This is a genomic window from Haladaptatus salinisoli, from assembly GCF_020614375.1.
Lineage (GTDB): Archaea > Halobacteriota > Halobacteria > Halobacteriales > Haladaptataceae > Haladaptatus > Haladaptatus salinisoli.
The window spans coordinates 1,639,840-1,663,278 of sequence record NZ_CP085327.1 but is presented as its reverse complement, the minus strand read 5'-3'; the positions used below and the strand labels follow the sequence as shown (position 1 = coordinate 1,663,278).

Sequence of the window (23,439 nt, the reverse complement as noted above, 5' to 3'; positions counted from 1 at the left end):
GAACTGTTTTACGCACCGATGGGCGTAGAACTACCAAGAATGAGCGAACTCGAGGAGGAGTACCGCCTCGATTATTTCGAGGAAAATGATTTCGTGCGAAAGGAGTGCTCCGAGTGCGGAGCCCACTTCTGGACGCGCGACCACGACCGAACGACGTGCGGGGAACCCCCGTGCGAGGAGTACGGGTTCATCGACAACCCGAGCCTCGACGAGGAGTACTCGCTCTCGGAGATGCGGGAGGCGTTCCTCTCGTTCTTCGAGGAGCACGGCCACGAGCGAATCGACCCCTATCCGGTGGCGGCGAACCGCTGGCGCGACGACGTGCTGCTGACCCAAGCGTCGATTTACGACTTCCAGCCGCTGATAACGTCGGGCCAGACCCCGCCGCCGGCGAACCCGCTGACCATCAGCCAGCCCTGCATCCGGATGCAGGACATCGACAACGTGGGGAAGACGGGTCGGCACACGATGGCGTTCGAGATGATGGCCCACCACGCCTTCAACGTCCGCGAGGACGCCGAGAAGGAGTACGCCTACGAGGGTGAGGTCTACTGGAAAGACCAGACCGTCGCCTACTGCGACGAGTTCTTCGAGTCGATGGGCGCGAACCCCGAGGAGATAATCTACATCGAGGACCCGTGGGTCGGCGGCGGCAACGCGGGCCCCGCGATAGAGGTCATCTACAGGGGCGTCGAACTCGCCACGCTCGTCTTCATGTCGATGGAGCAGGACCCCGAGGGCGAGTACGAGATGAAAGACGGGAACCGCTACTCGAAGATGGACACGTACATCGTGGACACCGGGTACGGACTCGAACGCTGGACGTGGGTGTCCCAAGGGACGCCGACCGTCTACGAGGCGGTCTACCCGGACATGATAGAGTTCCTGAGGGATAACGCCGGACTCGAACACTCCGAGGAGGAAGAGGAACTCGTCCACCGCGCGGCGAAGCTGGCGGGCCACATGGACATCGACGAGGCCGAGGACATGGAGGCGGCTCGCGACAACATCGCCGACCAACTCGACGTCTCCACGTCGCGTCTCGAAGCGCTGATGGTGCCGCTGGAGACCATCTACGCCATCGCCGACCACAGCAGGACGATGGCCTACATGTTCGGCGACGGCATCGTCCCGAGCAACGTCTCCACCGGTTACCTCGCCCGGATGGTGCTCCGACGCACCAAGCGCCTCTGCGACAACGTCGGCGTCGACGCGCCGCTGGACGAACTCGTGGACATGCAGGCCGAGCGTCTCAGCTACGAGAACCGCGACACCATCCGCGACATCGTCCGGACGGAGGTCGAGAAGTACCGCGAGACGCTGGAGCAGGGCGGCCGCCGCGTGCGCCGCATCGCCCGCGACCACGCCGAGCAGGGCAAGCCGATTCCGACCGAGACGCTCGTCGAACTGTACGACTCCCACGGACTCCAGCCCGACATGGTCGAGGAGATCGCCGACGAGTTCGGCGTCTCGGTGAACGTTCCGGACGACTTCTACAGCCTCGTCGCGGAGCGCCACGACGGCGGGCAGGCCTTCGAGGAGAAGGAAGCCGAGGACGACCGCCTCGACGACCTCCCGAAGACCGAGCGCCTCTACTACGAGGACCAGAACCGAACCGACTTCGAGGCCGTGGTCCTCGACGTGTTCGAGCGCGAGGAGGGCTACGACGTGGTGCTCGACCAGACGATGTTCTACCCCGAAGGCGGCGGACAACCGGGCGACCACGGAACACTCTCGACCGACGAGCGGACGGTGCAGGTCACCGACGCCCAGATTCGGAACGGCGTCGTCCTCCACCGCACCGACGAACCGGTGGACAAGGGCGGCATCGTCCGCGGGAAGATAGACGCCCAGCGTCGCCGCAGGCTGATGCGCCACCACACGGCGACGCACATCGTCGTCCACGCGGCCCGCCAGATACTCGGCGACCACATCCGACAGGCCGGCGCGCAGAAGGGCACCGACAGTTCGCGCATCGACGTTCGCCACTACGAGCGCATCGACCGCGAGACGGCCAAGGAGATAGAACTCCTCGCCAACGACATCGTGATGGAGAACACGACGGTCCAACAGGAGTGGCCCAACCGCCACGAGGCCGAAGAGGAGTTCGGCTTCGACCTCTATCAGGGCGGAATCCCCGCCGGGACGAACATCCGACTCATCCACGTCGCGGAAGACGTGCAGGCCTGCGGCGGTACCCACGTCCGCCGAACCGGCGACGTGGGCTGTATCAAGATTCTGAACACGGAGCGCGTGCAGGACGGCGTCGAACGACTCACGTTCGCCGCGGGCGACGCCGCCATCGAGGCCACCCAGCGAACCGACGACTCGCTCCGGGCCGCCGCGGACGTCCTCGACGTCGCTCCCCCGGAGGTTCCGGACACGGCCGAGCGGTTCTTCGAGGAGTGGAAAGAGCGCGGCAAGCAGATCGAATCCCTGAAAGAACAACTCGCCGAAGCCCGCGCCAGCGGCGGAGGCGGCGGCGAGGAGGTGGAAATCGGCGACACGACGGCGGTCGTCCAGCGCATCGACGCCGACATGGACGAACTCCGCGCGACCGCGAACGCCCTCTCAGACGAGGGGAAGGTCGCGGTCCTCGGCAGCGGCGCCGAGGGCGCGCAGTTCGTCGTCGCGGTTCCCGACGGCGTCTCCCTGAACGCGGGCGAGGTCGTCGGCGAACTCGCTTCCCGCGTCGGCGGGGGCGGCGGCGGTCCGCCGGACTTCGCGCAGGGCGGCGGTCCCGACGCCGACAAACTGGACGAGGCGCTCGCGGAGGCACCGGACGTGCTGAAGCAGATTCAGAACGCCTGATCCGGACTCGTTTTATCGATACTCGGAAACCCGACGGGGCGAGTTCACCGTCGAGCGACTCCGCCGCCGGGCGAGGGTGCCGACCGAGCCGCTTTATCCCACGAACGCCGTTATCTCGCGGTTGAACCGCTCGGTTTCGACGAGGAACGGGAAGTGACCGCTCTCCGCGAAGACGGCGGACGATCCGTCCCGTAGGATATCGCGTGCGACCGTTTCGACGTCCTCCGGCGTCGCGGAGTCGTCCTGCGCGCCGTGAAAGACGGCCGCGGGTCGGTCGAACTCTGCGAACGTCTCGCGCAGACCGGACCAATCGATCGTCGCGAAATCCTCGAATACCCCGACGTTGGCGTGGAGCGCGGACTCCATGCAGACGTGCCACACCCACCGTTTCGTCCGGCCGCCCGCTCGATCGCCGAACAGTTCGTCCAACAGCTCCCACACCAGCTCGGGGCGGCGCGCTTTCAGATCCTCCACGAGATCGCTGAAGTTGACGAACACGTCCTCGTCGGGGCTGGCCAAGCGGTGAAACAACACCGATGAAACGAGGACGACGTCTCGAATCCTGTCGTCGGATTTTCGCAGGTACGTCCCCGCCACGAGCGCTCCGTAGGACCAGCCGACCAGCGTCACGTCTTCGAGGTCGAGGGTTTCGATCAGCGCTCGGAGATCCTCGGCGAAGACGGAGACGGAGTACTCCCCCATCGGCGCGTCCGATCGTCCGTGACCGCGGAGATCGGGCGCGACGAGGCGGTAACGGTCCGCCAGCAACGACGTCTGGCGCTCCCAAAGTCGGCCGCTCATCATGTCGCCGTGAATCAGCACCACCGGGTGACCGTCGCCGAGATCGGTGTAGTACAGCCGCGTTTCGTCGTTCGCGGAAAGGTACGGCATGGTGTAACGTAGACCGTTCGACCGGATAGTCCCACCGCGTTTCAACCGAGTAGCACATTCGAACGACTGCTCCTCTCGTCCGGAGCCTCGAACCGCCGCCAGCTCGATTTCCTATAGCGACATTCGATTCATCGCCGGCCGTAATGCGTAACCCGTCGCCCGGTTTTCGTTCACGCGATGCCAGACTGCGAGTACCCGCCGCCGGTCACCGCGGGCGACACGGTCGCCGTCGTCGCCCCCTCGCACGCCCCGCCGGACGGATTCGAACAGGGACTGCGCCGCCTCCGGTCGTTCGGCGTCCGACCGAAGGTGTACGAGACGGCGACTCGAAGCACCGACTGGCTCCGCGACAATCCGGAAGCGCGGGCGGCGGACGTGATGGCGGCGTTCCGGGACGAGGAGGTGGACGCCGTCGTCGCCGCGATGGGCGGGAACCGCGAACTCCAGATCCTCGACCATCTGGACGAGGAGGTCGTCCGCCGGAATCCGAAGCGATTCTTCGGTTCGAGCGATAACACCCACCTCCACCTGTTTTTGAACCGCGCCGGACTCGTCTCGTTCTACGGCGGACAGCTCTTCCCCGACCTCACGGCGGACCCCGCGATACACCCCTACACGCGCGCCAACGTCTCGCGCGCGCTCTCGGCGACGCCGTTCGGCGTTGTCCGGCCGGCGTCTCACTGGACGGACGAGTACTACGACTTCGACGAACGAACGACGCGAACGTGGTTTCCGGCCGACGATTGGCACTGGCACGGGGCCGACGGACGAGTCGTCGCCCCGGTCGTCGGCGGGTGCCTCTCGATGCTCCGGACGCAACTACTGGCGGGGTCGCCCCGCTTCGGCGGCGACGCGCTCTCGGGCTCCGTTCTGGCGGTCGAAACCTCCGGAGAAACGCCCGGCGCGAGCGAGGTCGAACGGTTCTTCATGGCGCTCGGAGAGCGCGGCGTCCTCGACGACCTCGAGGGCGTCCTCGTCGGGAAACCGGAGACGCCCGGCGGCGACCGCGCCGCTCGGGATCGGTACCGCCGCGAACAGCGGAAGGCGATAGCGGGTACCGTCGACGAGTACGCCGACGTGCCGTGCGTCTTCGACCTCGATTTCGGCCACCCGGCTCCCGTGTTACCGCTCCCCATCGGAGCCGAGGTCGAGATCGACGGCTCGAGCCGAACGATTCGGTTTCGCTGAGGCGCGGTCGTCCGTATCGACGACCGCGATAAACTGCATGTCGAGATACGAAATCTCGTCCTTTCGTCATCTCCGGGTCCGACGAACGCGCGAATGCGATTGCGGACGACTCGATTTATGTCGGACGGCTGTTTTTAGTCGAATCAAAACCTCTAAGTCGGTGTTTAGGCAAGCCTAAAAGCATATGTCCGGAACACCTGCGGAGATTCCGACCCGCCGCGAGTACGTCAAGGGCGGTGCTGCCCTCGTCGGCGGTGGACTACTGGCGGGCTGTACGAGCGACGGTTCGAACGGGGGGAGCGGAGACGCTCCGAACGGAACGACCGCGAACGCCGACTCCCATTCGGTGACGATGGCACCGATGGGGACGGTCGAGTTCGAGGACGTCCCGGAGAGCGTTTTCACGATCTTCCCGCAGTACGCGGATATGGCGGTCGCGCTCGGTCACGGCGATGCGGTGAACTCGATTTACGTCCCCGAAATGTCCGGCAAGACGATGAACACATACTACGACCGGCTGGACGGCGTCTCCTTCGAGTGGAAGGGGCTTCCCGACCCCCTGAAGAACGGGCTGAACAGGGAGCTGCTCTACAAACTCGATAGCGATGTCCACCTCGTCGACCCCGCGTACGTCAGCACCCAAAACGGCTGGTCGAAGTCCGACATCGAGGACGTTCGAAACAACGTCGGTCCGTGGTTCGGAAACTTCTACAGCGGTACCCACGATAAGCCGCCGGAAGGTTACCGGAAGGGGTATCGGTACTACGGCCTGTGGGAGATGTTCGAGAAGGTCGCGGCGGTCTTTCGGGAGCAGGAGCGCGCTCGGGCGCTCGCGGAGATTCACGCGAACGTGCTCTCGACGATAGAACAAAAGCTCCCGCCGAAAAACGAGCGACCGACGGCCGTGCGCGTCACCTACAACGACGGGTCGTTCTACACCTACCACCTCAACAAACCCGGCTACTGGCTGGCGGACACGCGTCCGCTGGGCGCGATCGATGCGTTCGCGGAGAAAGACTGGCCGAACCTCTGGGGGACGGTCGATCTGGAGACGATGCTCGACGCCGACCCGGACGTTATCCTCCACCTCTGGGGAATCTCGCCGGGATACTACATCGACGAGATTCAGAAGAAAATCGAGAGCCACCCCGCCGGACGGAAGCTCTCGGCCATCCGGAACGACCGCTTTTACGCGGCAGGGATGCGGTATCAGGGTCCGATAATGAACCTGTTCCAGTTGGAGATGACGGCCAAACAGCTGTATCCCGAGCGGTTCGGCGAGTGGCCGGGCTACGTGACCGGCGAACCGTATCCGGAAATCCCCGCCGACGAGCAACTGTTCGACCGGCAGAAACTCGCGAACGTTATCGGCGGGAAGTTCTGACGGACGTTCCGCGCCGGCGAACCGAATCGGCCCCTTTCACCGCCGACCGCTTCCGTCCTCGCGTTCCCGCTGCGTTCGTCCCTACGTTTACTCGACGTTCACCGACCGCGGCGTTTCCTCCCGTCCGTATCCGTGACCCACCATCAGCGAGAGGAGGTGAATCGCTAACAAGACGACGAAGATGCTCGCACCGGGCCTGAGTTCGGTGAACAGAAGCGGAACGTAGAACAGGGGCAGGGTCACGGACACCCAGAAGCTGACGAACTGTATCGGGACAACGATAACCTGTGCGACGAGCGCGGTGACGAGTTCCATCGCGGACATATTCGAATCCACGACGGGTTTGGTGAATACTATTCGTCACATAATCCATCTTACCGAACGTATAAGCGAGGCGGATCGCGCCCGATTCCGACTGAGGGCGCTTCCATCCGGATTCATCGAGATCGGTTCAACCAACGACGGAGAGTTGTACGATTATGATACGAACCGTGTCTACTGATGAGTAATGCCTTTGGGGGCACCAATGGTACCCGGTCAGTGGTGGGGGAACACATGACACGATCGACGCGCCGACGGTTCGTTAAGACCGTCGGCGCAACCGGGGCACTTTCCGGACTCTCGGGGCTTGCCACGGCAGCGAGACAGGGACAAACTACGATCCAGTGGGCCGGTAATCCGGTCGACAAGCAGAACGTCGGCAAGATAAATCAGGCGCTCCACAACGCGGGGTTGCCCCAGAACATCAACATCGAGGTCATCGTAACCTCGAACATCTCCGACGACGTCCAACAACAGTACCGTCAATGGTTGCAGGCCGGCCGTAACCAGCCGGACATCCTCCGGATGGACAGCGGGTGGACGATTCCGTTCATCGCCCGAGGGCAGATAGCCAACCTGAACCAGGAGCTATCGCAGAGTTCGCTGAACCGCATCAAACAGGACAACTTCACGGCCAGCGTCAACACCGCCTCGGCGCCGAACGGCGACCTCTACGCGGTGCCGTACTTCACCGACCTGCCGACCATCCAGTATCGCAAGGACTGGGTGACCAACGCGGGATTCGACCCGGACGGTCAGAACTGGGCCACCGAACCCATATCGTGGAAACGGTTCTCGAACGTCATCAGCAAGACGCAACAACAGCAGAACACCCAGTACGGCTACTCGTGGCAGGCGAGCGCCTACGAAGGATTGTCCTGTTGTACGTTCAACGAACTGATGACGACGTGGGGCGGCGCGTACTTCGGCGGCCGCGACAACCTCTTCGGCCCGGTCGGCGAGCGACCCATCACGGTCAACGAACAGCCCGTGATTCAGGCGCTCCGAATGGGTCGCACGTTCATCCACGGCCAGCAAGATCAGTTCTCGATGCAGGGATACCAGCAGATCTCCCCGCAGGCGGTTTTGCAGTGGACCGAAGGGCCGTCGCAGTCGGCGTTCATGAACGAGAACGCCGTGGCGATGCGCTGGTGGCCGTCCGGTCTCTACGACGCGGCTCAGAAGTTCGGCGACCGGCTCGGCGTCATGCCGATTCCGTACGGCGTCAGGCCGAATCAGGCGAAGTACGAGGGAACCGGCGGAACCGCCGCCGCGCTCGGTGGGTGGCACCTCGCACTCAATCCGAACTCTCAGAACAAACAGGCCGCCGTGCAGGTGCTCAACGCGGTCGCCAAGGTTCCCTTCCGGGAGTTCGAGTTCCGGACTCTCGGCTACGTGCCGCCCGACAACACCTACCTGCAAAGCCAGCGCGCCCAGCAGGTGAGCATCTGGGGTAACTACCTCGACACGCTCCGGCTAGCCGGTGAAACGGCGATTCCGCGCCCCGTCACCGTCGTCTGGCCGGACGAGTCGACGGCCATCGCCGACCGTGTGAACGGCGCGCTCGCCCAGCAGCAGGCTCCGCAACCGGCGATGTCCGCGCTCCAGAGTACGCTGCAGGACATCGAAGGGAGCCTCTGACCCGATGAGTGCGGAGCGACGATCCGTGTGGGCGTGGGTCAAACGCCCCGCCAGTTGGACGGAGCGGATGGACGAAGAGCAGTTCGCCTACCTGCTCATCCTCCCGGCGTTCCTGCTGGTCGGTGCGATGGCGTTCTGGCCGCTGATTCGGACGTTCGAACTGTCGTTGCACGCGGACAACCTCTTCGGCGGCGGGTACGTCGACGAGTTCGTCGGACTCGAAAACTACGTCGCTCTCCTGACGGGCGAGCGGGACAGCATCCTCGGGAATCCGTTCTTGAGCCTGAGCCAGCCGTTTTCGAGTGCCATCGTCGTGACGCTTATCTTCACCATCGTCTCGGTGGCGTTCGAGACGATCATCGGGTTCGGGCAGGCGCTCGTGCTCGACCAGGACTTCCGGGGGCGGCGCTGGGTGCGCGTCGCCATCATCATCCCGTGGGCGGTGCCCATCGCCATCCAGGGCATGATCTTCTACCTGCTGTTCCAGCCCGGCATCGGCTTCGGGTCGAGCGTGATGCAAGATCTCGGCATCTTCACGCCGACGCCGCTCATCAACAGCGTCGATTCGATGATAATTCTCATCGTCGCCGACATCTGGAAGGCGTCGGCGTTCATGGCCCTGCTCATCCTCGCCGGGCTTCAGAGCGTCGACCGAACGCTGTACAAGGTCGGTCGCGTGTCGGGCGCGTCGAGAGTGCAGATGTTCAAGATGATCACGCTCCCGCTCGTCCTGCCGACGCTCATGGTGGCGATGCTGTTCCGAACGATCCAGGCGATGCGGGTGTTCGGAACCGTCGAGACGATAACGAGCTGTAGCACGGTACCGACGCTCACCTGCCTCGTGGTCGATACGTTCAGTTCGGGTCGATACGGAACCTCGGCGGCGGTGGCGTTCATCACAGCGCTCATCGTGGGATCGGTGGCGATGGTGTACATCGTCTGGTTCGCGGACGTGAGCTAACATGGCGGAGGAACACCAGCCGGAGGAAGGACCGTACACGCGCTGGGTGCAGAGTACGATCCGGAACCCGCAGAAGGCGTACCGGGCGATGTTCTACGTCGCCGCCGTCTTCTTCATCATCACGACGCTGTTTCCGTTCTACTGGTTGCTGGTGCTCGCGCTGACGCCGCTCGACAGGATCGTCGATATGGGACTCGTCCCGAAGGGGTTCAACCCCGGCGCGTTCGTCGAGATGTTCCAACTTCTCCCGTTCCATCGCTACATGTTCAACAGCATCGTCATCGGGCTGGCGACGACCGTCGTCGTCCTCCTCGTCGGGAGTTTCGCGGGGTACGCCTTCGGTCGACTGGAGTTCCGCGGCCGAACCGGGCTGTTGCTCCTCCTGCTGGCGATCTCGTACTTCCCGCCCGCGGCGTTCATTCTGCCCTTATTCAACTTCTTTACCGGCAACGTCTCGGTGTTTGGCGTTTCGAGTCCGAGTTGGTTCAACACGCCGGGGGCGCTCGTCACGCCGTTCAGCGGACTGTACATGCCACTCACGGTGTTCATCCTCACGACGTTCTACAGCCAGATTCCGGACGGCCTGGAGGACGCCGCGCGCGTCGAGGGATCGACCCGAATCGGCGCGCTGTTTCGTATCATCATCCCGCTGTCTGCGCCCGGCGTGGCGACGGCGGGAGTGCTAACGTTCATCCAGGTCTACAACGAGTTCTTCTTCTCGTTCCTGATGACCGACGGACAGCCCCAACACTGGGCGCCCATCGTCTGGGGTATCCTCAACTACCAGGGCCAGTTTCAGGCGTTCTACAACCTGATGGCGGCGGCGAGCATCGTCGGCGTTCTCCCCGTGGCCATCCTCGTCGTCGTGGCGCAGGAAAGGATCGTCAGCGGTCTGACGGCGGGCGCGCTCAAGGAGTGACGTCGCGGAGGCCCAGCACCGCCTTCGCCGCCCGTTCGACCTCGTCGGTCCGCTCGTCGGGGGCGTACACCCCCAATCGCCACTGGGTTCGCTGGGAGGCCTGGAGCCCCCGGACGAGCGGCGACTGGTCGGCCAACCGCCGGACTTCGCCGTCGACGACGACGCGCGTGGAGGACTCGGGCATGCTCGGCTCGCCGGGGCTGTCGAGCAGGACGGCCTCCGGCGGCACTCCGGCCGCGGTTGCGATGTCGCGCTCGAACTCCCGCACTTCGGCGTGGTCCGCCGCGACGATTTCGGCGGGTACCGCCTCCCACTCGGCCCAGACGGCGCGCTTGAACAGCTTTCGTCCGGCGATCCGGTCGGCCATCTCGGCCGTCTCCGCGCAGTCCCGTAACGCCGCGAGCAGTTCCGCGTCGGTGAATCGTCGGAACTCCTCGGGGGTGCAGTCGGTCGAATCGAGCAGTCGTTCGCTCGTCCGCTCCAGCATCGCCCCGGCGATTCGCGAGACGTGGTGGCGGTAGACCGTCGCGTTCATCAGCGCGCGAGCGACCAGCAGGCTCTCGGCGGTCTGGACGTTCCCCTCTGCCAGCACGAGTCGTTCGTCGGCGAACCGGAGCGCGCCGAGGAGGCGGCCGTAATCGACCGTCCCGTAGGGGACGCCGGTGTGGTGGGCGTCGCGGACGAGGTAGTCCATTCTATCCACGTCGAGTTCCCCGGCGACGAGTTGGCCGAGTTCGCCCTCGCCCGCGACGAGCGCGGCGACCTCCTCGGGGTTCAGGTCGTGGCGTTCGAGCGCGTCCGCGATTTCCCCCCACGAGAGCAGGTCGCCGACCTCGTCGTGGTGTCTGCCCAGTCGGCGCTCGATGATACCCTCGGTCTGGTGGCCGTAGGGACCGTGGCCCACGTCGTGGAGGAGCGCGGCGGCCCGCACCGCGTTCGCCCGCTGCCCTTCGATTTCGAGCAGGTCGAGCGCCCGCCCCGCGAGGTGGGCGACCCCGAGGCTGTGTTCGAATCGCGTGTGGTTCGCGGAGGGGTAGACGAGTTGGACGGTGCTCAGCTGCTTGATGTGCCGAAGTCGCTGGACGGGGGCGGTGTCCAGCAACGCCTCGACGACGGGGGGAAGTTCCACGTAGTCGTGGACGCTGTCCTTGATGGCCTGCATGGGGTGGCGTCGTCGGGACGCGTGGTAAAGCGTCCGATTTTTGGACACCGCGGTGAAAGATTCGCCGCCCGCCCCAACAGAACTGTTAAGCGATTGGTGCGTATAGTTCCGGTATGGCACACCCCTTCTACTACCTCGGCAAACTCTCCCGAGGGGTGAGCGCGGCGAAGGCCCTCCTCGCCGCCGCTATCGTCCTGTTCGTTCTCTTGGCCCTCCCGTCGCTGAATCCGGTGACGGTTGCGGGACTCCTCCTGCTCGCCCTCGCGGCGGTCACGGTGAACAGCGCGGTGGAGATAGTCGGTCCGTACGAGAAGCGGGCGCTGACGGTGTTCGGCGAGTACCGCGGTCTGCTCGGCCCCGGCCTCCACTTCGTCCCGCCGTTCGTGAGCGCCACCCACCGCTTCGACGTGCGGACGCGGGTGCTCGACGTGCCGCGACAGGAGGCCATCACCGAGGACAACTCGCCCGTCACCGCCGACGCCGTGCTCTACGTCCGGGTGATGGACGCGGAGCGCGCGTACCTCGGAGTCGACGACTACGAGAAGGCCGTCATGAATCTCGGCCAGACGACGCTCCGGGCGGTCATCGGCGACATGCAACTCGACGATACGCTCAGTCGCCGGGACGAGATCAACGCCCGCCTCCAGCGGGAGATCGACGCGCCGACCGACGAGTGGGGGATTCGCGTCGAGAGCGTCGAGGTGAAGGAAGTGCTCCCCAGCCAGCCCGTGGTGCGGGCGATGGAACAGCAGACCAGCGCCGAGCGCAAGCGCCGCGCCATGATCCTCGAAGCGCAGGGCGAGCGCCGGAGCGCCGTCGAACGGGCGGAGGGCGAGAAGGCGTCCAACGTCATCCGCGCGCAGGGTGAAAAGCAGAGCCAGATTCTGGAGGCGCAGGGTGACGCGGTCTCGACCGTCCTCCGCGCGAAGTCCGCCGAATCGATGGGCGAACGCGCCATCGTGGAGCGAGGGCTGGAGTCGCTGCAGCGAATCGGCACGAGCGATTCGACGACGTTCGTCCTGCCGCAGGAACTCACCTCGCTCTTCGGGCGGTTCGGGAAACACCTCACGGGGAGCGACGTTCGCGGCGACGGAACGACGCTTGAACCGAACGAGTTCGATCCCGAGACGAAGGCGTTGCTCGGACTCGACGACATCGACGCGACGCTCGCGGAGCTGGACGACGCGGTCGACGTGACCGAAATCGCCGACGAGCGCGAACGCGAGTCGGTCGAAAAATCGCGCTGAGAAGTCGGCGCTGAGCGGTCGCGGCGAGAGCGGGCGACCCGCTCAGAACTCGTCGAGTTCGGGTTCGACGCCGCCCTCCGGTTCGACGCCCGTATCCACCTCGAACTCCGCGCGAACGTCCCGTATTCTGTCGCGGATGTCGGCGGCGAGTTCGAACTCGAGGTTGCTCGCGGCCTCCTGCATCCGCTCTTCGAGTTCGGCGACGTACTCGGCGGCCTCCTCGTCCGTTTCGGGGTCTGTTCCGGTCACGCCACTGGTGTCGGTCTTGCTCCCCGGTAAGTTGGCCTCCGAGACCTCCTTGTCGATGGTATGGGGTTCGAAGCCGTGCTCCTCGTTGAACTCCCGCTGGATGTGCCGCCTGCGCTGCGTCTCGTCGATGGCGGCGTCCATCGCGTCGGTCACCTCGTCGGCGTAGAGGACGACCTCGCCGTTGACGTTCCGGGCCGCGCGCCCCATCGTCTGGACGAGCGAGGTCTCGGAGCGCAGGAACCCCTGCTGGTCGGCGTCGAGGATGGCGACCAGCGACACCTCGGGGATGTCGAGTCCCTCGCGGAGCAGGTTGATGCCGACCAGCACGTCGAACTCGCCCAGTCGAAGCCCCCGGACGAGTTCGTGGCGTTCGAGCGTGTCCGTCTCGTCGTGCATGTACTCGACGGCGACGCCCGCCTCCTCGAGGTACTCGGTGAGGTCCTCGGCCATCCGCTTGGTCAGGGTCGTCACCAACACGCGCTCGTCGTTCTCGACGCGGGCGTCGATGCGGGCCATCAGGTCGTCCACTTGCCCGGAGGCGTCGCTGACCTCGACCTTCGGGTCGACGAGGTGGGTCGGGCGGACGATCTGTTCGACCACCTGCTCGCTCACTTCCTGCTCGTAGTCCGCCGGGGTCGCCGAGACGTAGAGCGTCTTCGCGGTCTTCTCCTCGAACTCCTCGAAGGTGAGCGGGCGGTTGTCGTAGGCGGTGGGCAGGCGGAAGCCGTTCTCCACGAGCGAATCCTTGCGCGATTTGTCGCCCGCGAACTGGCCCTTGATCTGCGGCACCGTCTGGTGGGACTCGTCGATGACGCAGAGGAAGTCGTCGGGGAAGTAATCGAGCAGGGTGTAGGGGGCGTCCCCCACGTCGCGGTTCGAGAGGTAGACCGAGTAGTTCTCGATGCCCGAGCAGTAGCCCGCCTCCTTCATCATCTCCAAGTCGAAGGTGGTGCGCTCCTCGATTCGCTGGGCGGCCACGAGGTCGCCGTTGCGCTCGAAGTAGCGGATTCGGTTCTCCAAGTCCTCCTCGATTTCCGCGATGGCCTCCTCCATCGTCTGTTCCGGAATCGAGTAGTGCTCCGCCGGGTGGACGAGCACGGCGGGTTCCTGGGACTTCACCTCGCCTTCGAGGGGGTCGATCTTCACCATCCGGTCGATCTCGTCACCCCACAGTTCGACGCGAACCGCGTAGCGCCCGTACATCGGGAAGATTTCGACGGTGTCGCCGCGGACGCGGAAGGTCCCCTGCGTGAAGTCCACGTCGTTTCGCTCGTAGTTCAAGTCCACGAGGCGGGCGAGCAGTTCCTCGCGGTCGATCTCCTGTCCGACTTCGAGGCGGAGGCTCATCTCCTCGTAGTTGCGCGGGTCGCCCAGCCCGTAAATCGCGGAGACGGAGGCGACCACGATGACGTCGTCTCGGGTCAATAGTGAGCGCGTGGCCGAGTGGCGCAGGCGGTCGATCTCGTCGTTGATGGAGGCGTCCTTGTCGATGTAGGTGTCGGTCTGCTCGACGTAGGCTTCGGGCTGGTAGTAGTCGTAGTAGGAGACGAAGTACTCCACCGCGTTGTCCGGAAAGAGGTTGCGGAACTCCTCGTACAACTGCGCCGCCAGCGTCTTGTTGTGCGCGATGACCAGCGTGGGTTTCTGAATCTCTTCGACCACCCACGAGACGGTGTTGGTCTTCCCCGATCCCGTGACGCCGAGGAGCGTCTGTTTGTCCATTCCCCGCTCGTACCCCGCCGCCAACTGCTCGATGGCTTCCGGTTGGTCGCCCGCCGGGTCGAAGGGGGCGTCCACCCCGAAGTCGGTTTCCGCGTCCGGGTCGTCCGGCCTGAGTGGCCCCGACTGCGTGTCGCTCATGGTATCTTCCGTAGGGATTCGAGCTACTTGAGACGGTCGTTTGCCGGGTCGGTGTGCTCCCGACGACCGGTGCGTCGAGTCCCGACCTCGGCGCTATTCGACGGGGAACTCGACGACGCCGATCTGTCGGAGTAGTCCGAGGTTATCGGGGAGGAGCCACCGTTCGGCGATCTTCCCGTCCTCGATGCGGACGAAGGCCGTTTGCTGTACCTCGATCTCCTTTCCGGTCGCTTCGATTCCCACGAACTCGCCTTCGTGCGTCCCGCGGCTCGTGATTCGCACGGCGACCGTGTCGCCCTCGGCGACGACGTCCTCGACGGTCTGGGTGATGTCGGGGAACGCGGCGAGAAAGCCCTCGAAGGACTCTCTGATCGCCGCTCGACCGCGCTGCTCTCCGAAGGGGGTGTGTTCGACGGCGTCCTCGGCGTACAGTTCGTCGAGCAGGTCGAGGTTCCCCTCCGCGAAGACGTCCTCGGGGATACGGCGGGCGAGTTTCTTGTTCCGTTCTTGTCGGGCGGTCGTTGATGCGTTCGTCATGGATTCTTACTCTCCGTTCTCGGGTCGCGGCGAATCCGCGACCCGCGCGAGCTAGTAGGCGGAGGATCCCCGTGAGTCGGAGTGGGAACTGGTTCCCATCTTTAAGCGACTCGGCGGCCGACTTCGTGATGCTATGCCCCGAATCCGGTTGCAACTCGACGGGACGGCGGTGGACGGCTGGTTGGCCGGAATCTCCACCGAGTTCCCCGACGCCGAGTTCCGATTGCTGGCGACCCAACTGCGGGACGAGGGTGCGCACGTGATCCTCGAAGTTCGGACGTCGAAGGGGGACGAGGTCGTTCGCTGATTCGAGAGCGCGCCCGAGGCGCGCGCGCCGGAGGTGCTCCACGCCGACGAACGAACGGTGCTGATTCGGTTCACGACCTCGGTTACGAGGGCGTACGACCCGCTCTTTAGGTCGAAGAACGTCTCGCTCTATCCGACCGTCCTTCGCGACGGATGGTTCTCCGTGACCCTGGTGGCCTCGCACGAACGGCTGTCGAAGTACACGGACGAGTTAGCGGCGGCCGACATCCCGTACCGAGTTCTGTCGCTGACCCAGTCGTACGACTCGGGGGAGCTTCTCACGGAACGCCAGCGCCAGATCGTCACCGAGGCGGTTCGGTGCGGCTACTACGATACCCCTCGCGGCTGTACCGTCACCGAACTGGCCGAGTCGTTGGACGTCCACAAATCGGCGGCGAGCAGGCTGCTTCACCGGGCCGAGAGTCGCATCGTCAAGGAGTTCGTCGCGGAGACGTCGTAGTCGGCGGGGATTCGGATTCCGAGAAAACGGCGGCCGACCCTCAGTCTTCGAGCCTCGCCAGCACCGCGTCCGGGTCGTACCGCAGCGACAGCGACCGCGACCGCCCGCGCCCCTCGACGTTGGTGTAGGTCGCGTCGATGATGCCGAGTTGGTCGAGTTTGTTGATGATCTCCGAGTAGCGCGTGTAGCCCAAATCGGTATCGTCGTGGAAGGCTTCGTACACGTCGCCCGCCTGTTCGCCGTCGTGTTCGGCGATGACGCGGACGAGCGCGACCTCGTTGTCGCTCAGCGCGTGGAGGCTGTGGCTGAGGTGGACGAACTTCGATTTCTCGTAGGCGTCCTCCACGTCCTGGAGGCTCACGGTTCGGCTGGCGCGCATCTCGGCGTTCAGTCCGGCCCGGCGGAGCAGGTCGATGCCGACGCGGAGGTCGCCGCTCTCGGCGGTGAGTTCGGCCACGCGGTCGAGCACGTCAGGGCCGATGACGCCCTCGTGGAAGCCGCGTTTCACGCGCTCGCCGAGGATGTCCACTATCTCGTTGCGGTCGTACACCGGGAAGTAGGCGTCCTCGGGGCGGAAGACGCTCTGGACGCGCGTGTCGAGTTCCTCGATGACGTCGAGGTTGAGGTCGGAGGAGACGACGATGACGCCGATCTTCGCCCCGCTGTGGGCCTCGTGGGCGCGCAGGAGCGAGTAGAGCGTGTCCGAGGCCTCGCCCTCGTAGAACAGGTAGTTCACGTCGTCCAGCGCGACCACGAGCACCTCGTCGTCCTCGACCAGTTTGTCCGTTATCTGTCGGAAGAGCTTCTTGAACGAGATACCGCTGGACGGCGGTTCGTACTCGAAGATGCCCTCGAAGATGCGAGAGAAGATAGCGTAGCGCGTCGAATCGACCTGGCAGTTGACGCGCACGGTTCGCACGTCGGTCTGGGCCGAAAGCTCGTCGAACACCTTCTGCACGGCGGTGGTCTTGCCAGTTCCGGGCGGACCGCGTGCCATGACGTTGAGGGGGCGCGACCCGCGAACCGCCGGGCGGAGCGCGTACTGCAGGCTCTGCATCTGGGATGCGCGGTGTTCGAACGTCTCCGGCACGTAGTCGATTTCGAAGACGTGCTCCTCGCGGAACACCGACTCGTCCCACGACAACATCCCCTCGTCGGGGTCGTCTGCCATCACTTTCACCACGCTTCCCGAGGTACTTAATCCTTCGCCAGCGACAATAGTGTCGGCGAAAAGGCGACTGGTGGGTTATCGCTGTCGTATCGCGCCTTGGATGTCGTTTCTCTCCATCGACATGCCGTGTTTCTCCCGCGCGTGTTCCTGCACCACGTCGACGACTTCGTTTTCGTCGTTCGCCCGTACCATGAAGTCGCAGTCCTGTTGCGTGCATTCGAACTGGTGTGCCATGTCGTTTCACCTCCCCCCTCGTCGGGGTGGAAGCGGTGACGAGACGCGCGGAAGTAACGTTTCTGGCCCGAGGCGGTACCCTTCGGTTCTACCCGAGCACGTCGTTCACCCGCCCGAGCAGTCGGGGTCGAATCTCCTCCCACGTGTACCGCTCCTCGATGCGCTCCCGCGCCCGTCGGCCGATTCGCTCGCGCTCCGCCCCGTCGTCCAGCAACTCGACCACCTGTCGCGCGAGCTCGTCCGGCGTCTCCCCGACGCGGAGGTGTTCGTCGCTCTCGGCGTCGATGCCCTCCCGACCGAGGGGCGTCGTGACGACGGCCTTGCCGAGTCCCATGGCTTCGAGGATCTTGTTCTGGAGGCCCGCCCCGTGTCGCATGGGGGCGACGACGACGTGAGCGTCTTCGAGGTAGTCGACGGGGTCGTCCACGAAGCCCGTCACCGTGACGCCGGGGAGCGAATCGAGCGCTCGAACCCTCTCGGTCGGACTCGCGCCGACGACGAGGAACTCCGCGTTCGGACGGTCGGCGCGGACGCGCGGGAAGACCGACTCGGCGAAGAAGGTCGCCGCGTCCTCGTTCGGGAAGTAGTCCATCTTCCCGAGGAAAACGAGGCGCGCCCCGTCTTCCGGGGCGTCCGGTTCCGCGTCGTCCCGCCCGCGTTCGAGTATCTCGCCTTTGACGCCGTTGGGGAGGACGGACAGCGACTCGTACCGACTCGACCCCTCGACGTACCGCTTGTCCTCCTCGGTGATGATGAACGAGTGGTCGAACTCCTCGGCGATTCTGCGCTCGTATCGGAGCAAGCGTCGCGATTCTATCGGGTATATCGCCCGCCAGATGCCCTCCGCGTGCTCGCCGGACGCCTCGTAGTTCCGCGATATCGCGTCGACGAAATCGACGACCTTCGGGATGTCGTACCCGCGGACGTACTCCGTCGTCCGCACGTGGTTGCAGAACGCCAAGTCGTACTTCCGGAGGTTCCCGTCCAGCCACCGCTCCACGGCGGAAAACGAGAAGTAGTGCGTCTGGAGCGGGCGGCGGGAGGCGAGACCGGGAACGGTGTTCAGGTGGAATCGATACCCCGGGTAGGAGAACACCGTCACGTCGTCGAACGCCTCGTCGAGCGCCGAAACGGCCGACTGGTCGACCGGCGATTCGTCGACGACGAGGAGGTCGACGGTGTGGTCGTCCGCGAGCAATCGGGCGGTGTTGAACAGTCTAACTTTCGCGCCCCCGACGAGCGGGTAGGGGGTGCGGGAACAGAGGACGAGTATGCGTGCCATGTGTATTCGAATTTACGTCGTAACGCGGGGGCGACGACTTCGGTCGTCCGCCCCGACCGATTCGAGCACCGACGCTATCTTCGCCGCGGTTCGCGTCCACGAAAATCGGCTCGCCCGCCGACGCCCTCGCCGCCGATACCGCTCTCGGGCGTCCGGGTCGAACCAGAGGGTGCGAATCGCGTCGGCGAGCGCGCTCGGGTTCTGCGGGTCGACGGTGAGCGCGGCGTCGTCGACTATCTCGGGGAGCGACGACCGGTCGGAGGTGACCACCGGCGTTCCTGACTGGAGCGCCTCCAGCACGGGCAGTCCGAACCCCTCGTACAGCGACGGGTAGACGAACGCCGACGCCAGGTCGTAGAGCAGCGGGAGGTCGTCCTCGGCGACGTACCCCGTGAACGTGATTCGGTCGGCGAACGAGCACCGCTCGTACTCCGCGGCGAACTCCTCGTCCGCGAGGTGTTCCTGCCCGACGACGACGAGCGGCGGCCGCTCGTCGTCGTCGAACGCCCGGAGCGCCCGGAGCAGCGCGACGAGGTTCTTCCGCGGTTCGAGGTTCCCGACGTAGAGCAGGAACTCCGGCGGGAGGTCGTACCGCTCCCGCAGTCGCTCCGCGAGTTCGTCGGACATGTCGCGGGGTCGGTACGTCTCGTTCGCCGCGCCGTACGCGACGGTCAGGCGCGACTCCGGCACGTCGTGGTAGAACCGAACGTCCCGTTCGGTGTTCTCCGACACCGCGACGACGTGGTCCGCGCGCCACAGCGACCCCGCGAGGAACGTCCTGAGATACCAGTGGTAGGCGGTCGGATGCGTCTCCGGATACCGCCTGTGAACCATGTCGTGGACGACGACGACGCTCGGGCCGCCGAACGCGAGCGGTTGGACGAAGTTCGGGCCGAAAAAGCAGTCCACGTCGTCGTCCCGGAGCGCCTTGGCGAGGCTGACGTTCACCCACCAGACGGGGGCGGCCGGGCCGAGCAGTCCGTCGATTCCGGCGGGCGGTGCGAGTGCGCGCCACTCCAGCGTCGTTCCGTCCGGAACGTCGAGGTCGACCGGCGATTCGCCCTCGGAGGCGTCGTAGTAGGCGGAGACGGTGTGTCCGTCGAAGGCGCCAGCCTCGACGACGTTTCCGAGGTAGTTACCCACGCCCGAGATGTTACCGGTCAGCGTCCGCGCGTCGAGTCCGACGTGCATCGTGCCTACGTCGTCGGAGCGCCCACATAATCTATTTTATCGTCGTTCCGGACAGTGGACGGGATTGAAACCTCAGTCGGCCACCGACTCGCGCACCGTCTCGCGGATTCGTTCGCGGAAGCGAGCGCGGCCGAACCGTTCGCTCGCTCGCGCGAGGTCGCCTCGGAGCTCCGCTTCGAGCGCGGAATCGGACAACACTGCGTCTATCCTCTCGACCGCGCCCTCGACGGAGTCGTAGAGCAGTTCGGGGCGTTCGTCGACGATTTCGCGCTGCCCGCCGCTGTTCGGGACGAAGGGTATCGCGCCCCCGGCGAGCATCTCCGCGACGACCATCCCGAAGTGTTCGTTCTCCTTCCCGTGCAGTCCGTAGCGGTGCGCGTCCACCAGTTTCGTCAACTCCTCCCGGGGCAGTTCCTCCTCGACGTGGACGAAATCGTACTCGGCCGCCGTCCGCCGCACCCGCTCGTGGTAGTCCGACAGGTGGGACGGCCCGACGAGGTGGAGGTGGACGTCGTGGCCGCGCTCCCGAACGCGCTCGATTATCTCGATGTTCCGCAAGGTGTTCTTGTCGGGCGCGAATCGACCGATGGCGACGAAGCCGAGTTCCTGTTCGTCCGGCGGGAGGGGGTCGAACTCCGTCGTATCGACCGGCGGGTAGAGCGGTCGCGCGTCGGCGTCGTACACGCGGTTCACGAGTTTCGCCATCCAGCCGGAGTTGGCGAACACCGTGCTCCGCCGGAGGTGTTCGTCGGTCACGCCCGCGACGGCGGAACAGAGCCGCTCGTACGCCCGACGCGCGCTCGTCTGTTCGCGCGCGTCGAGCGATTCCTCCGGCTGGCGATACAGGGGGTGGTGGACGTAGAGCAGGGCGGAATCGCCGGCCGCCAGTTCGTTGTACGTCCCGACGACGAGGTCGAACGCGTCCGTCTTCGACCGTATCGCGCGGTTCAAGATCGCGTACTGCACCAGCCCGAACCGCGAACCGACGAGCCGTCGCGCGAGCGAGTTGACCGCCGGAACCGCCACCGAAACGCCGCCGACCTCGGTGTTGTAGTAGCGGTTCAGCGCGTCGAAATCCGGACGCACCGTCGTGAAGAGGGTCACATCGTGGTCGGCTTGGAGGGCTTCGAGAACGTTCATCGAGACGGCTTCCGCACCGCCCTTGACCGAAAAGTCGGGGTGGACGACGGCGATTCGAGCCATAGCAGGCAACTTTTTTCGTTAGTATAAGTAACCTCCCGGTTCGCCTGCAACAAGTATTATGCTTCCACCCTGTCTACCCGCAATAGAATCCAACTCCTTCACCGATATCTTGGAAAATATGAATAAGGTAAAAAAAGCTATCGACGACCCCGTGAAGATACTGTACAAGGTGCGACGGTACGCCGGGCGGACCGAGAATCGGATACTCGGCTGCGACGTGATGGCCGAGGACTGGGACAACCTCCTGATCCTCGACGCGTGTCGGTACGATATGTTCGAGCGACTCGTCGACCTCCCCGGCGACCTCCAGTCCCGCCGATCGAAGGGGTCCGCGACCCGCGAGTTCGTCGCCAACAACTTCGCCGGGCGAGAGTTCTTGGACACCGTGTACGTGACTGGAAACCCTTTCGTGTCGATGGACGCCGGCGACTCGTTCCACGCGCTCGAAGAGGTGTGGAAAACCCACTGGGACGAGGAACACGGCACCGTCCTCCCCGGGGATATTCGAGACGAGACCCTCCGCGCCGTCGAACGCTACCCGAACAAGCGAGTCGTCGCCCACTTCATGCAGCCGCACCACCCTTTCGTCGGCCCGACCGCCATGGAGGAGATCGGCGTGATGAGCGGGAACAACTCCGCCCGACAGCGGGCGCTCGGCGAGACGTCGAAGGGGAGCGCGAAGCAGAAGGTCTGGGCGCGAGTCCGAGACGGCGAACTCTCCCCGGAGACGCTGAAACGCGCCTACGACGAGAATCTGGAGGTCGTCGTGCCGATAATCGAGGAGTTGTGCGAACGGTTGGACGGGAAGACCGTGATCACCTCCGACCACGGAAATCTGCTGGACGAATCGGCGTACAGCGTGCTGTCGGCCAGTCCCCACCGCTACGCCCACCCGAAGTACGCGACGGCGGAATCGCTGGTGAAGGTGCCGTGGCACGTCTATCCGGCTCGAACCCGACGGACGATCACCGGCGAACCGCCGACCGCGAACGAGTACGACGCGGTCGAACAGGAGACGCTCGACGAACGACTGGAATCGCTCGGCTACAAGTAACGGAGACTGATACGGAATGACAAACGTTGCACTCGTCGTCCTCGACACCCTGCGAAAAGACGCGTTCGATCGCCACTTCGACTGGTTGCCCGGCAGACGGTTCGACCGGGCGTACTCCACGTCCAACTGGACCGTGCCTTCCCACGCATCGCTCTTCACCGGACGGTATCCGAGCGAGGTCGGCGTTCACGCGAAGAATCTGTACTTCGACTGCGAGACGCCCGCGCTCGCCGAGGAACTTCGGGACGCGGGCTACACGACACGGGCGTTCAGCGCGAACACCAACGTCTCCTCGCACTTCGATTTCGACAGGGGATTCGACGCGTTCGCCGCGCCCGAAGGAATGGACTACCTGAACGACGAGAACCAGTTCAATTGGAAGGAGTTCAACCGCACCACGGACAGTACGGGCGTCGAGAAGTATCTCAGAGCGCTCTACGCCTGCATCCGCGACGATTCGGCGACCATCCCGTCGCTCAAGACTGGTTTCGACCTCCTCCGAAAGGACGCGCCGACCGAGTACGGCGGGGCCACCGACGCCCTCGAACTGATACGCGGGACGGAGTTCGGCGACCGGGAGTTCCTTTTCCTGAATCTCATGGAGGCGCACGAACCGTACCGCGCTCCGCCGGAGTACCGGACGGTCGAGGAACCCGACCTCACGAACTCGGTCGGGGATATCAGCATCGGCGAGGTGGACGGCGAGCGGACGAAGCGGGCCTACGAAGACTGCGTTCGGTACCTCTCGGACATCTACCGCGAGATGTTCGAGCACCTCTCGGAGGAGTTCGACTACGTCATCACGCTCTCGGACCACGGCGAACTGCTCGGCGAACACGGTGCGTGGGGCCACGAGTACGGCGTCTATCCCAAGTTGACCCACGTCCCGTTCGTCGTCTCCGGCGAGGGGCTGTCGGGACGCAGTTCGGCCGCCGCGAGCATCCTCGACGCCCACGGGACGATACAGGCGCTCGCCGACGTCGACGGGGAATCGCGCGGTCGGAACCTCCTCGAACCCCCGTCGGACGGCGAGTTCCTCGCCGAGTACCGGGGTCTCACCTCGTGGGGCAAGGAGAAGCTCAAAACGAACGGGTACGAGACGGAAGCCGAATCGTACGACCGCGAACTCCGCGGCTACGTCGCGCCGCGCGATTACTACGGCTTCGAGACGCTCGACGGCGTCGAACGCGTCGGCTCCGCGGACGCGCCCGACGCGGCCGCCGTGACCGACCGAATCCGGCGACTTCGGGACGACCTCGACACGCGCGACGTGGAGCGGAACAACGACGTTCCCGACGAGATAAAAGACCGACTGGAAGATCTCGGGTACGCGTGAACCGGACGAGAGCAAAGAGCCGCCTTCACCA

21 protein-coding genes are annotated in these 23,439 nt (G+C 64.9%); 11 read left to right on the top strand and 10 right to left on the bottom strand.

Going from position 1 to position 23,439, the window contains the following annotated elements:
- The first annotated feature begins 39 nt into the window (after nt 1-39).
- Nucleotides 40-2,811 carry an alanine--tRNA ligase gene (gene alaS / locus LIX00_RS09115; RefSeq protein WP_227352879.1) on the top strand — a complete coding sequence of 924 codons (2,772 nt, stop codon included), beginning with the start codon at nt 40-42 and terminating at the stop codon, nt 2,809-2,811.
- A 93-nt stretch (nt 2,812-2,904) separates the two neighbouring features.
- Here the strand turns inward: alaS and LIX00_RS09110 are convergent, their stop codons facing one another.
- The gene (locus tag LIX00_RS09110; protein ID WP_227352878.1) at nt 2,905-3,702 is read right to left on the bottom strand and encodes an alpha/beta fold hydrolase; all 798 of its coding nucleotides are present in this window, start codon (nt 3,700-3,702) and stop codon (nt 2,905-2,907) included.
- 177 nt (nt 3,703-3,879) lie between these two features.
- Here LIX00_RS09110 and LIX00_RS09105 point away from each other — a divergent pair, with 177 nt between their 5' ends.
- Both LIX00_RS09105 and LIX00_RS09100 read left to right on the top strand, forming a co-directional pair.
- Complete coding sequence (locus LIX00_RS09105; protein ID WP_227352877.1) at nt 3,880-4,890, top strand: S66 family peptidase; 1,011 nt, start codon at nt 3,880-3,882, stop codon at nt 4,888-4,890.
- Between the two features lie 184 nt (nt 4,891-5,074).
- Nucleotides 5,075-6,274, top strand: a complete 1,200-nt coding sequence (locus tag LIX00_RS09100; RefSeq protein ID WP_227352876.1) for an ABC transporter substrate-binding protein — start codon at nt 5,075-5,077, stop codon at nt 6,272-6,274.
- Nucleotides 6,275-6,361: 87 nt separating this feature from the next.
- On the opposite strand, the gene LIX00_RS09095 is transcribed toward LIX00_RS09100, so the two are convergent.
- Entirely contained in the window at nt 6,362-6,598 is a 237-nt protein-coding gene (locus LIX00_RS09095) for a DUF8028 family protein (RefSeq protein WP_227352875.1), read from the bottom strand.
- A gap of 231 nt (nt 6,599-6,829) precedes the next feature.
- On the opposite strand from LIX00_RS09095, the gene LIX00_RS09090 reads away from it, so the two are divergent.
- Genes LIX00_RS09090 through LIX00_RS09080 form a run of 3 tightly spaced genes read left to right on the top strand, consistent with a single transcriptional unit; the run spans nt 6,830 to nt 10,116 of the window.
- Entirely contained in the window at nt 6,830-8,236 is a 1,407-nt protein-coding gene (locus tag LIX00_RS09090) for an extracellular solute-binding protein (protein WP_227352874.1), read from the top strand.
- A gap of 4 nt (nt 8,237-8,240) precedes the next feature.
- Nucleotides 8,241-9,197 (top strand): carbohydrate ABC transporter permease, encoded by a 957-nt coding sequence (locus LIX00_RS09085; protein ID WP_438267038.1) that lies wholly within the window; start codon nt 8,241-8,243, stop codon nt 9,195-9,197.
- A 1-nt stretch (nt 9,198) separates the two neighbouring features.
- A complete protein-coding gene (locus tag LIX00_RS09080) occupies nt 9,199-10,116 on the top strand; it encodes a carbohydrate ABC transporter permease (protein ID WP_227352873.1) in 918 nt (305 codons plus the stop codon).
- Here LIX00_RS09080 and LIX00_RS09075 read toward each other — a convergent pair.
- A complete protein-coding gene (locus tag LIX00_RS09075) occupies nt 10,106-11,278 on the bottom strand; it encodes an HD domain-containing protein (protein ID WP_227352872.1) in 1,173 nt (390 codons plus the stop codon). The two genes, LIX00_RS09080 and LIX00_RS09075, sit on opposite strands and share 11 nt — an antisense overlap.
- Before the next feature lie 113 nt (nt 11,279-11,391).
- Here LIX00_RS09075 and LIX00_RS09070 point away from each other — a divergent pair, with 113 nt between their 5' ends.
- Nucleotides 11,392-12,525 carry an SPFH domain-containing protein gene (locus LIX00_RS09070; protein WP_227352871.1) on the top strand — a complete coding sequence of 378 codons (1,134 nt, stop codon included), beginning with the start codon at nt 11,392-11,394 and terminating at the stop codon, nt 12,523-12,525.
- 42 nt (nt 12,526-12,567) lie between these two features.
- Here LIX00_RS09070 and uvrB read toward each other — a convergent pair whose 3' ends face one another.
- Together uvrB and LIX00_RS09060 are read right to left on the bottom strand one after the other, a co-directional pair.
- Nucleotides 12,568-14,634, bottom strand: a complete 2,067-nt coding sequence (gene uvrB, locus LIX00_RS09065) for an excinuclease ABC subunit UvrB (RefSeq protein WP_227352870.1) — start codon at nt 14,632-14,634, stop codon at nt 12,568-12,570.
- Nucleotides 14,635-14,727: 93 nt separating this feature from the next.
- Nucleotides 14,728-15,171 (bottom strand): ester cyclase, encoded by a 444-nt coding sequence (locus tag LIX00_RS09060; RefSeq protein WP_227352869.1) that lies wholly within the window; start codon nt 15,169-15,171, stop codon nt 14,728-14,730.
- 133 nt (nt 15,172-15,304) lie between these two features.
- Here LIX00_RS09060 and LIX00_RS09055 point away from each other — a divergent pair, with 133 nt between their 5' ends.
- Together LIX00_RS09055 and LIX00_RS09050 are read left to right on the top strand one after the other, a co-directional pair.
- Complete coding sequence (locus tag LIX00_RS09055) at nt 15,305-15,478, top strand: hypothetical protein (protein ID WP_227352868.1); 174 nt, start codon at nt 15,305-15,307, stop codon at nt 15,476-15,478.
- A gap of 33 nt (nt 15,479-15,511) precedes the next feature.
- A complete protein-coding gene (locus LIX00_RS09050) occupies nt 15,512-15,937 on the top strand; it encodes a helix-turn-helix domain-containing protein (protein ID WP_227352867.1) in 426 nt (141 codons plus the stop codon).
- Nucleotides 15,938-15,977: 40 nt separating this feature from the next.
- On the opposite strand, the gene LIX00_RS09045 is transcribed toward LIX00_RS09050, so the two are convergent.
- The 5 genes from LIX00_RS09045 to LIX00_RS09025 all read right to left on the bottom strand — a co-directional run bounded on the left by LIX00_RS09045 (nt 15,978) and on the right by LIX00_RS09025 (nt 21,018).
- On the bottom strand, nt 15,978-17,108 hold the full coding sequence (locus LIX00_RS09045; RefSeq protein ID WP_227352866.1) for an ORC1-type DNA replication protein: 1,131 nt from the start codon (nt 17,106-17,108) through the stop codon (nt 15,978-15,980).
- Nucleotides 17,109-17,183: 75 nt separating this feature from the next.
- The gene (locus LIX00_RS09040) at nt 17,184-17,342 is read right to left on the bottom strand and encodes a DUF1059 domain-containing protein (RefSeq protein WP_227352865.1); all 159 of its coding nucleotides are present in this window, start codon (nt 17,340-17,342) and stop codon (nt 17,184-17,186) included.
- 88 nt (nt 17,343-17,430) lie between these two features.
- Entirely contained in the window at nt 17,431-18,624 is a 1,194-nt protein-coding gene (locus tag LIX00_RS09035) for a glycosyltransferase (protein ID WP_227352864.1), read from the bottom strand.
- 12 nt (nt 18,625-18,636) lie between these two features.
- Nucleotides 18,637-19,815: a glycosyltransferase family 4 protein gene (locus LIX00_RS09030; protein WP_227352863.1), complete on the bottom strand. Its 1,179-nt coding sequence runs from the start codon at nt 19,813-19,815 to the stop codon at nt 18,637-18,639.
- A 72-nt stretch (nt 19,816-19,887) separates the two neighbouring features.
- Entirely contained in the window at nt 19,888-21,018 is a 1,131-nt protein-coding gene (locus tag LIX00_RS09025) for a glycosyltransferase family 4 protein (protein WP_227352862.1), read from the bottom strand.
- Between the two features lie 118 nt (nt 21,019-21,136).
- On the opposite strand from LIX00_RS09025, the gene LIX00_RS09020 reads away from it, so the two are divergent.
- Together LIX00_RS09020 and LIX00_RS09015 are read left to right on the top strand one after the other, a co-directional pair.
- The gene (locus tag LIX00_RS09020; RefSeq protein ID WP_227352861.1) at nt 21,137-22,072 is read left to right on the top strand and encodes a hypothetical protein; all 936 of its coding nucleotides are present in this window, start codon (nt 21,137-21,139) and stop codon (nt 22,070-22,072) included.
- Between the two features lie 16 nt (nt 22,073-22,088).
- Nucleotides 22,089-23,408 carry a sulfatase-like hydrolase/transferase gene (locus LIX00_RS09015; protein ID WP_227352860.1) on the top strand — a complete coding sequence of 440 codons (1,320 nt, stop codon included), beginning with the start codon at nt 22,089-22,091 and terminating at the stop codon, nt 23,406-23,408.
- Nucleotides 23,409-23,439 lie beyond the last annotated feature (31 nt).

Bases quoted from the DNA above. Each gene is read 5' to 3' on its own strand.
- alaS (WP_227352879.1), top strand. From the start codon at position 40: ATGAGCGAACTCGAGGAGGAGTACCGCCTCGATTATTTCGAGGAAAAT.
- LIX00_RS09110 (WP_227352878.1), bottom strand. From the start codon at position 3,702: ATGCCGTACCTTTCCGCGAACGACGAAACGCGGCTGTACTACACCGAT.
- LIX00_RS09105 (WP_227352877.1), top strand. From the start codon at position 3,880: ATGCCAGACTGCGAGTACCCGCCGCCGGTCACCGCGGGCGACACGGTC.
- LIX00_RS09100 (WP_227352876.1), top strand. From the start codon at position 5,075: ATGTCCGGAACACCTGCGGAGATTCCGACCCGCCGCGAGTACGTCAAG.
- LIX00_RS09095 (WP_227352875.1), bottom strand. From the start codon at position 6,598: ATGTCCGCGATGGAACTCGTCACCGCGCTCGTCGCACAGGTTATCGTT.
- LIX00_RS09090 (WP_227352874.1), top strand. From the start codon at position 6,830: ATGACACGATCGACGCGCCGACGGTTCGTTAAGACCGTCGGCGCAACC.
- LIX00_RS09085 (WP_438267038.1), top strand. From the start codon at position 8,241: ATGAGTGCGGAGCGACGATCCGTGTGGGCGTGGGTCAAACGCCCCGCC.
- LIX00_RS09080 (WP_227352873.1), top strand. From the start codon at position 9,199: ATGGCGGAGGAACACCAGCCGGAGGAAGGACCGTACACGCGCTGGGTG.
- LIX00_RS09075 (WP_227352872.1), bottom strand. From the start codon at position 11,278: ATGCAGGCCATCAAGGACAGCGTCCACGACTACGTGGAACTTCCCCCC.
- LIX00_RS09070 (WP_227352871.1), top strand. From the start codon at position 11,392: ATGGCACACCCCTTCTACTACCTCGGCAAACTCTCCCGAGGGGTGAGC.
- uvrB (WP_227352870.1), bottom strand. From the start codon at position 14,634: ATGAGCGACACGCAGTCGGGGCCACTCAGGCCGGACGACCCGGACGCG.
- LIX00_RS09060 (WP_227352869.1), bottom strand. From the start codon at position 15,171: ATGACGAACGCATCAACGACCGCCCGACAAGAACGGAACAAGAAACTC.
- LIX00_RS09055 (WP_227352868.1), top strand. From the start codon at position 15,305: ATGCCCCGAATCCGGTTGCAACTCGACGGGACGGCGGTGGACGGCTGG.
- LIX00_RS09045 (WP_227352866.1), bottom strand. From the start codon at position 17,108: ATGGCAGACGACCCCGACGAGGGGATGTTGTCGTGGGACGAGTCGGTG.
- LIX00_RS09040 (WP_227352865.1), bottom strand. From the start codon at position 17,342: ATGGCACACCAGTTCGAATGCACGCAACAGGACTGCGACTTCATGGTA.
- LIX00_RS09035 (WP_227352864.1), bottom strand. From the start codon at position 18,624: ATGGCACGCATACTCGTCCTCTGTTCCCGCACCCCCTACCCGCTCGTC.
- LIX00_RS09030 (WP_227352863.1), bottom strand. From the start codon at position 19,815: ATGCACGTCGGACTCGACGCGCGGACGCTGACCGGTAACATCTCGGGC.
- LIX00_RS09025 (WP_227352862.1), bottom strand. From the start codon at position 21,018: ATGGCTCGAATCGCCGTCGTCCACCCCGACTTTTCGGTCAAGGGCGGT.
- LIX00_RS09020 (WP_227352861.1), top strand. From the start codon at position 21,137: ATGAATAAGGTAAAAAAAGCTATCGACGACCCCGTGAAGATACTGTAC.
- LIX00_RS09015 (WP_227352860.1), top strand. From the start codon at position 22,089: ATGACAAACGTTGCACTCGTCGTCCTCGACACCCTGCGAAAAGACGCG.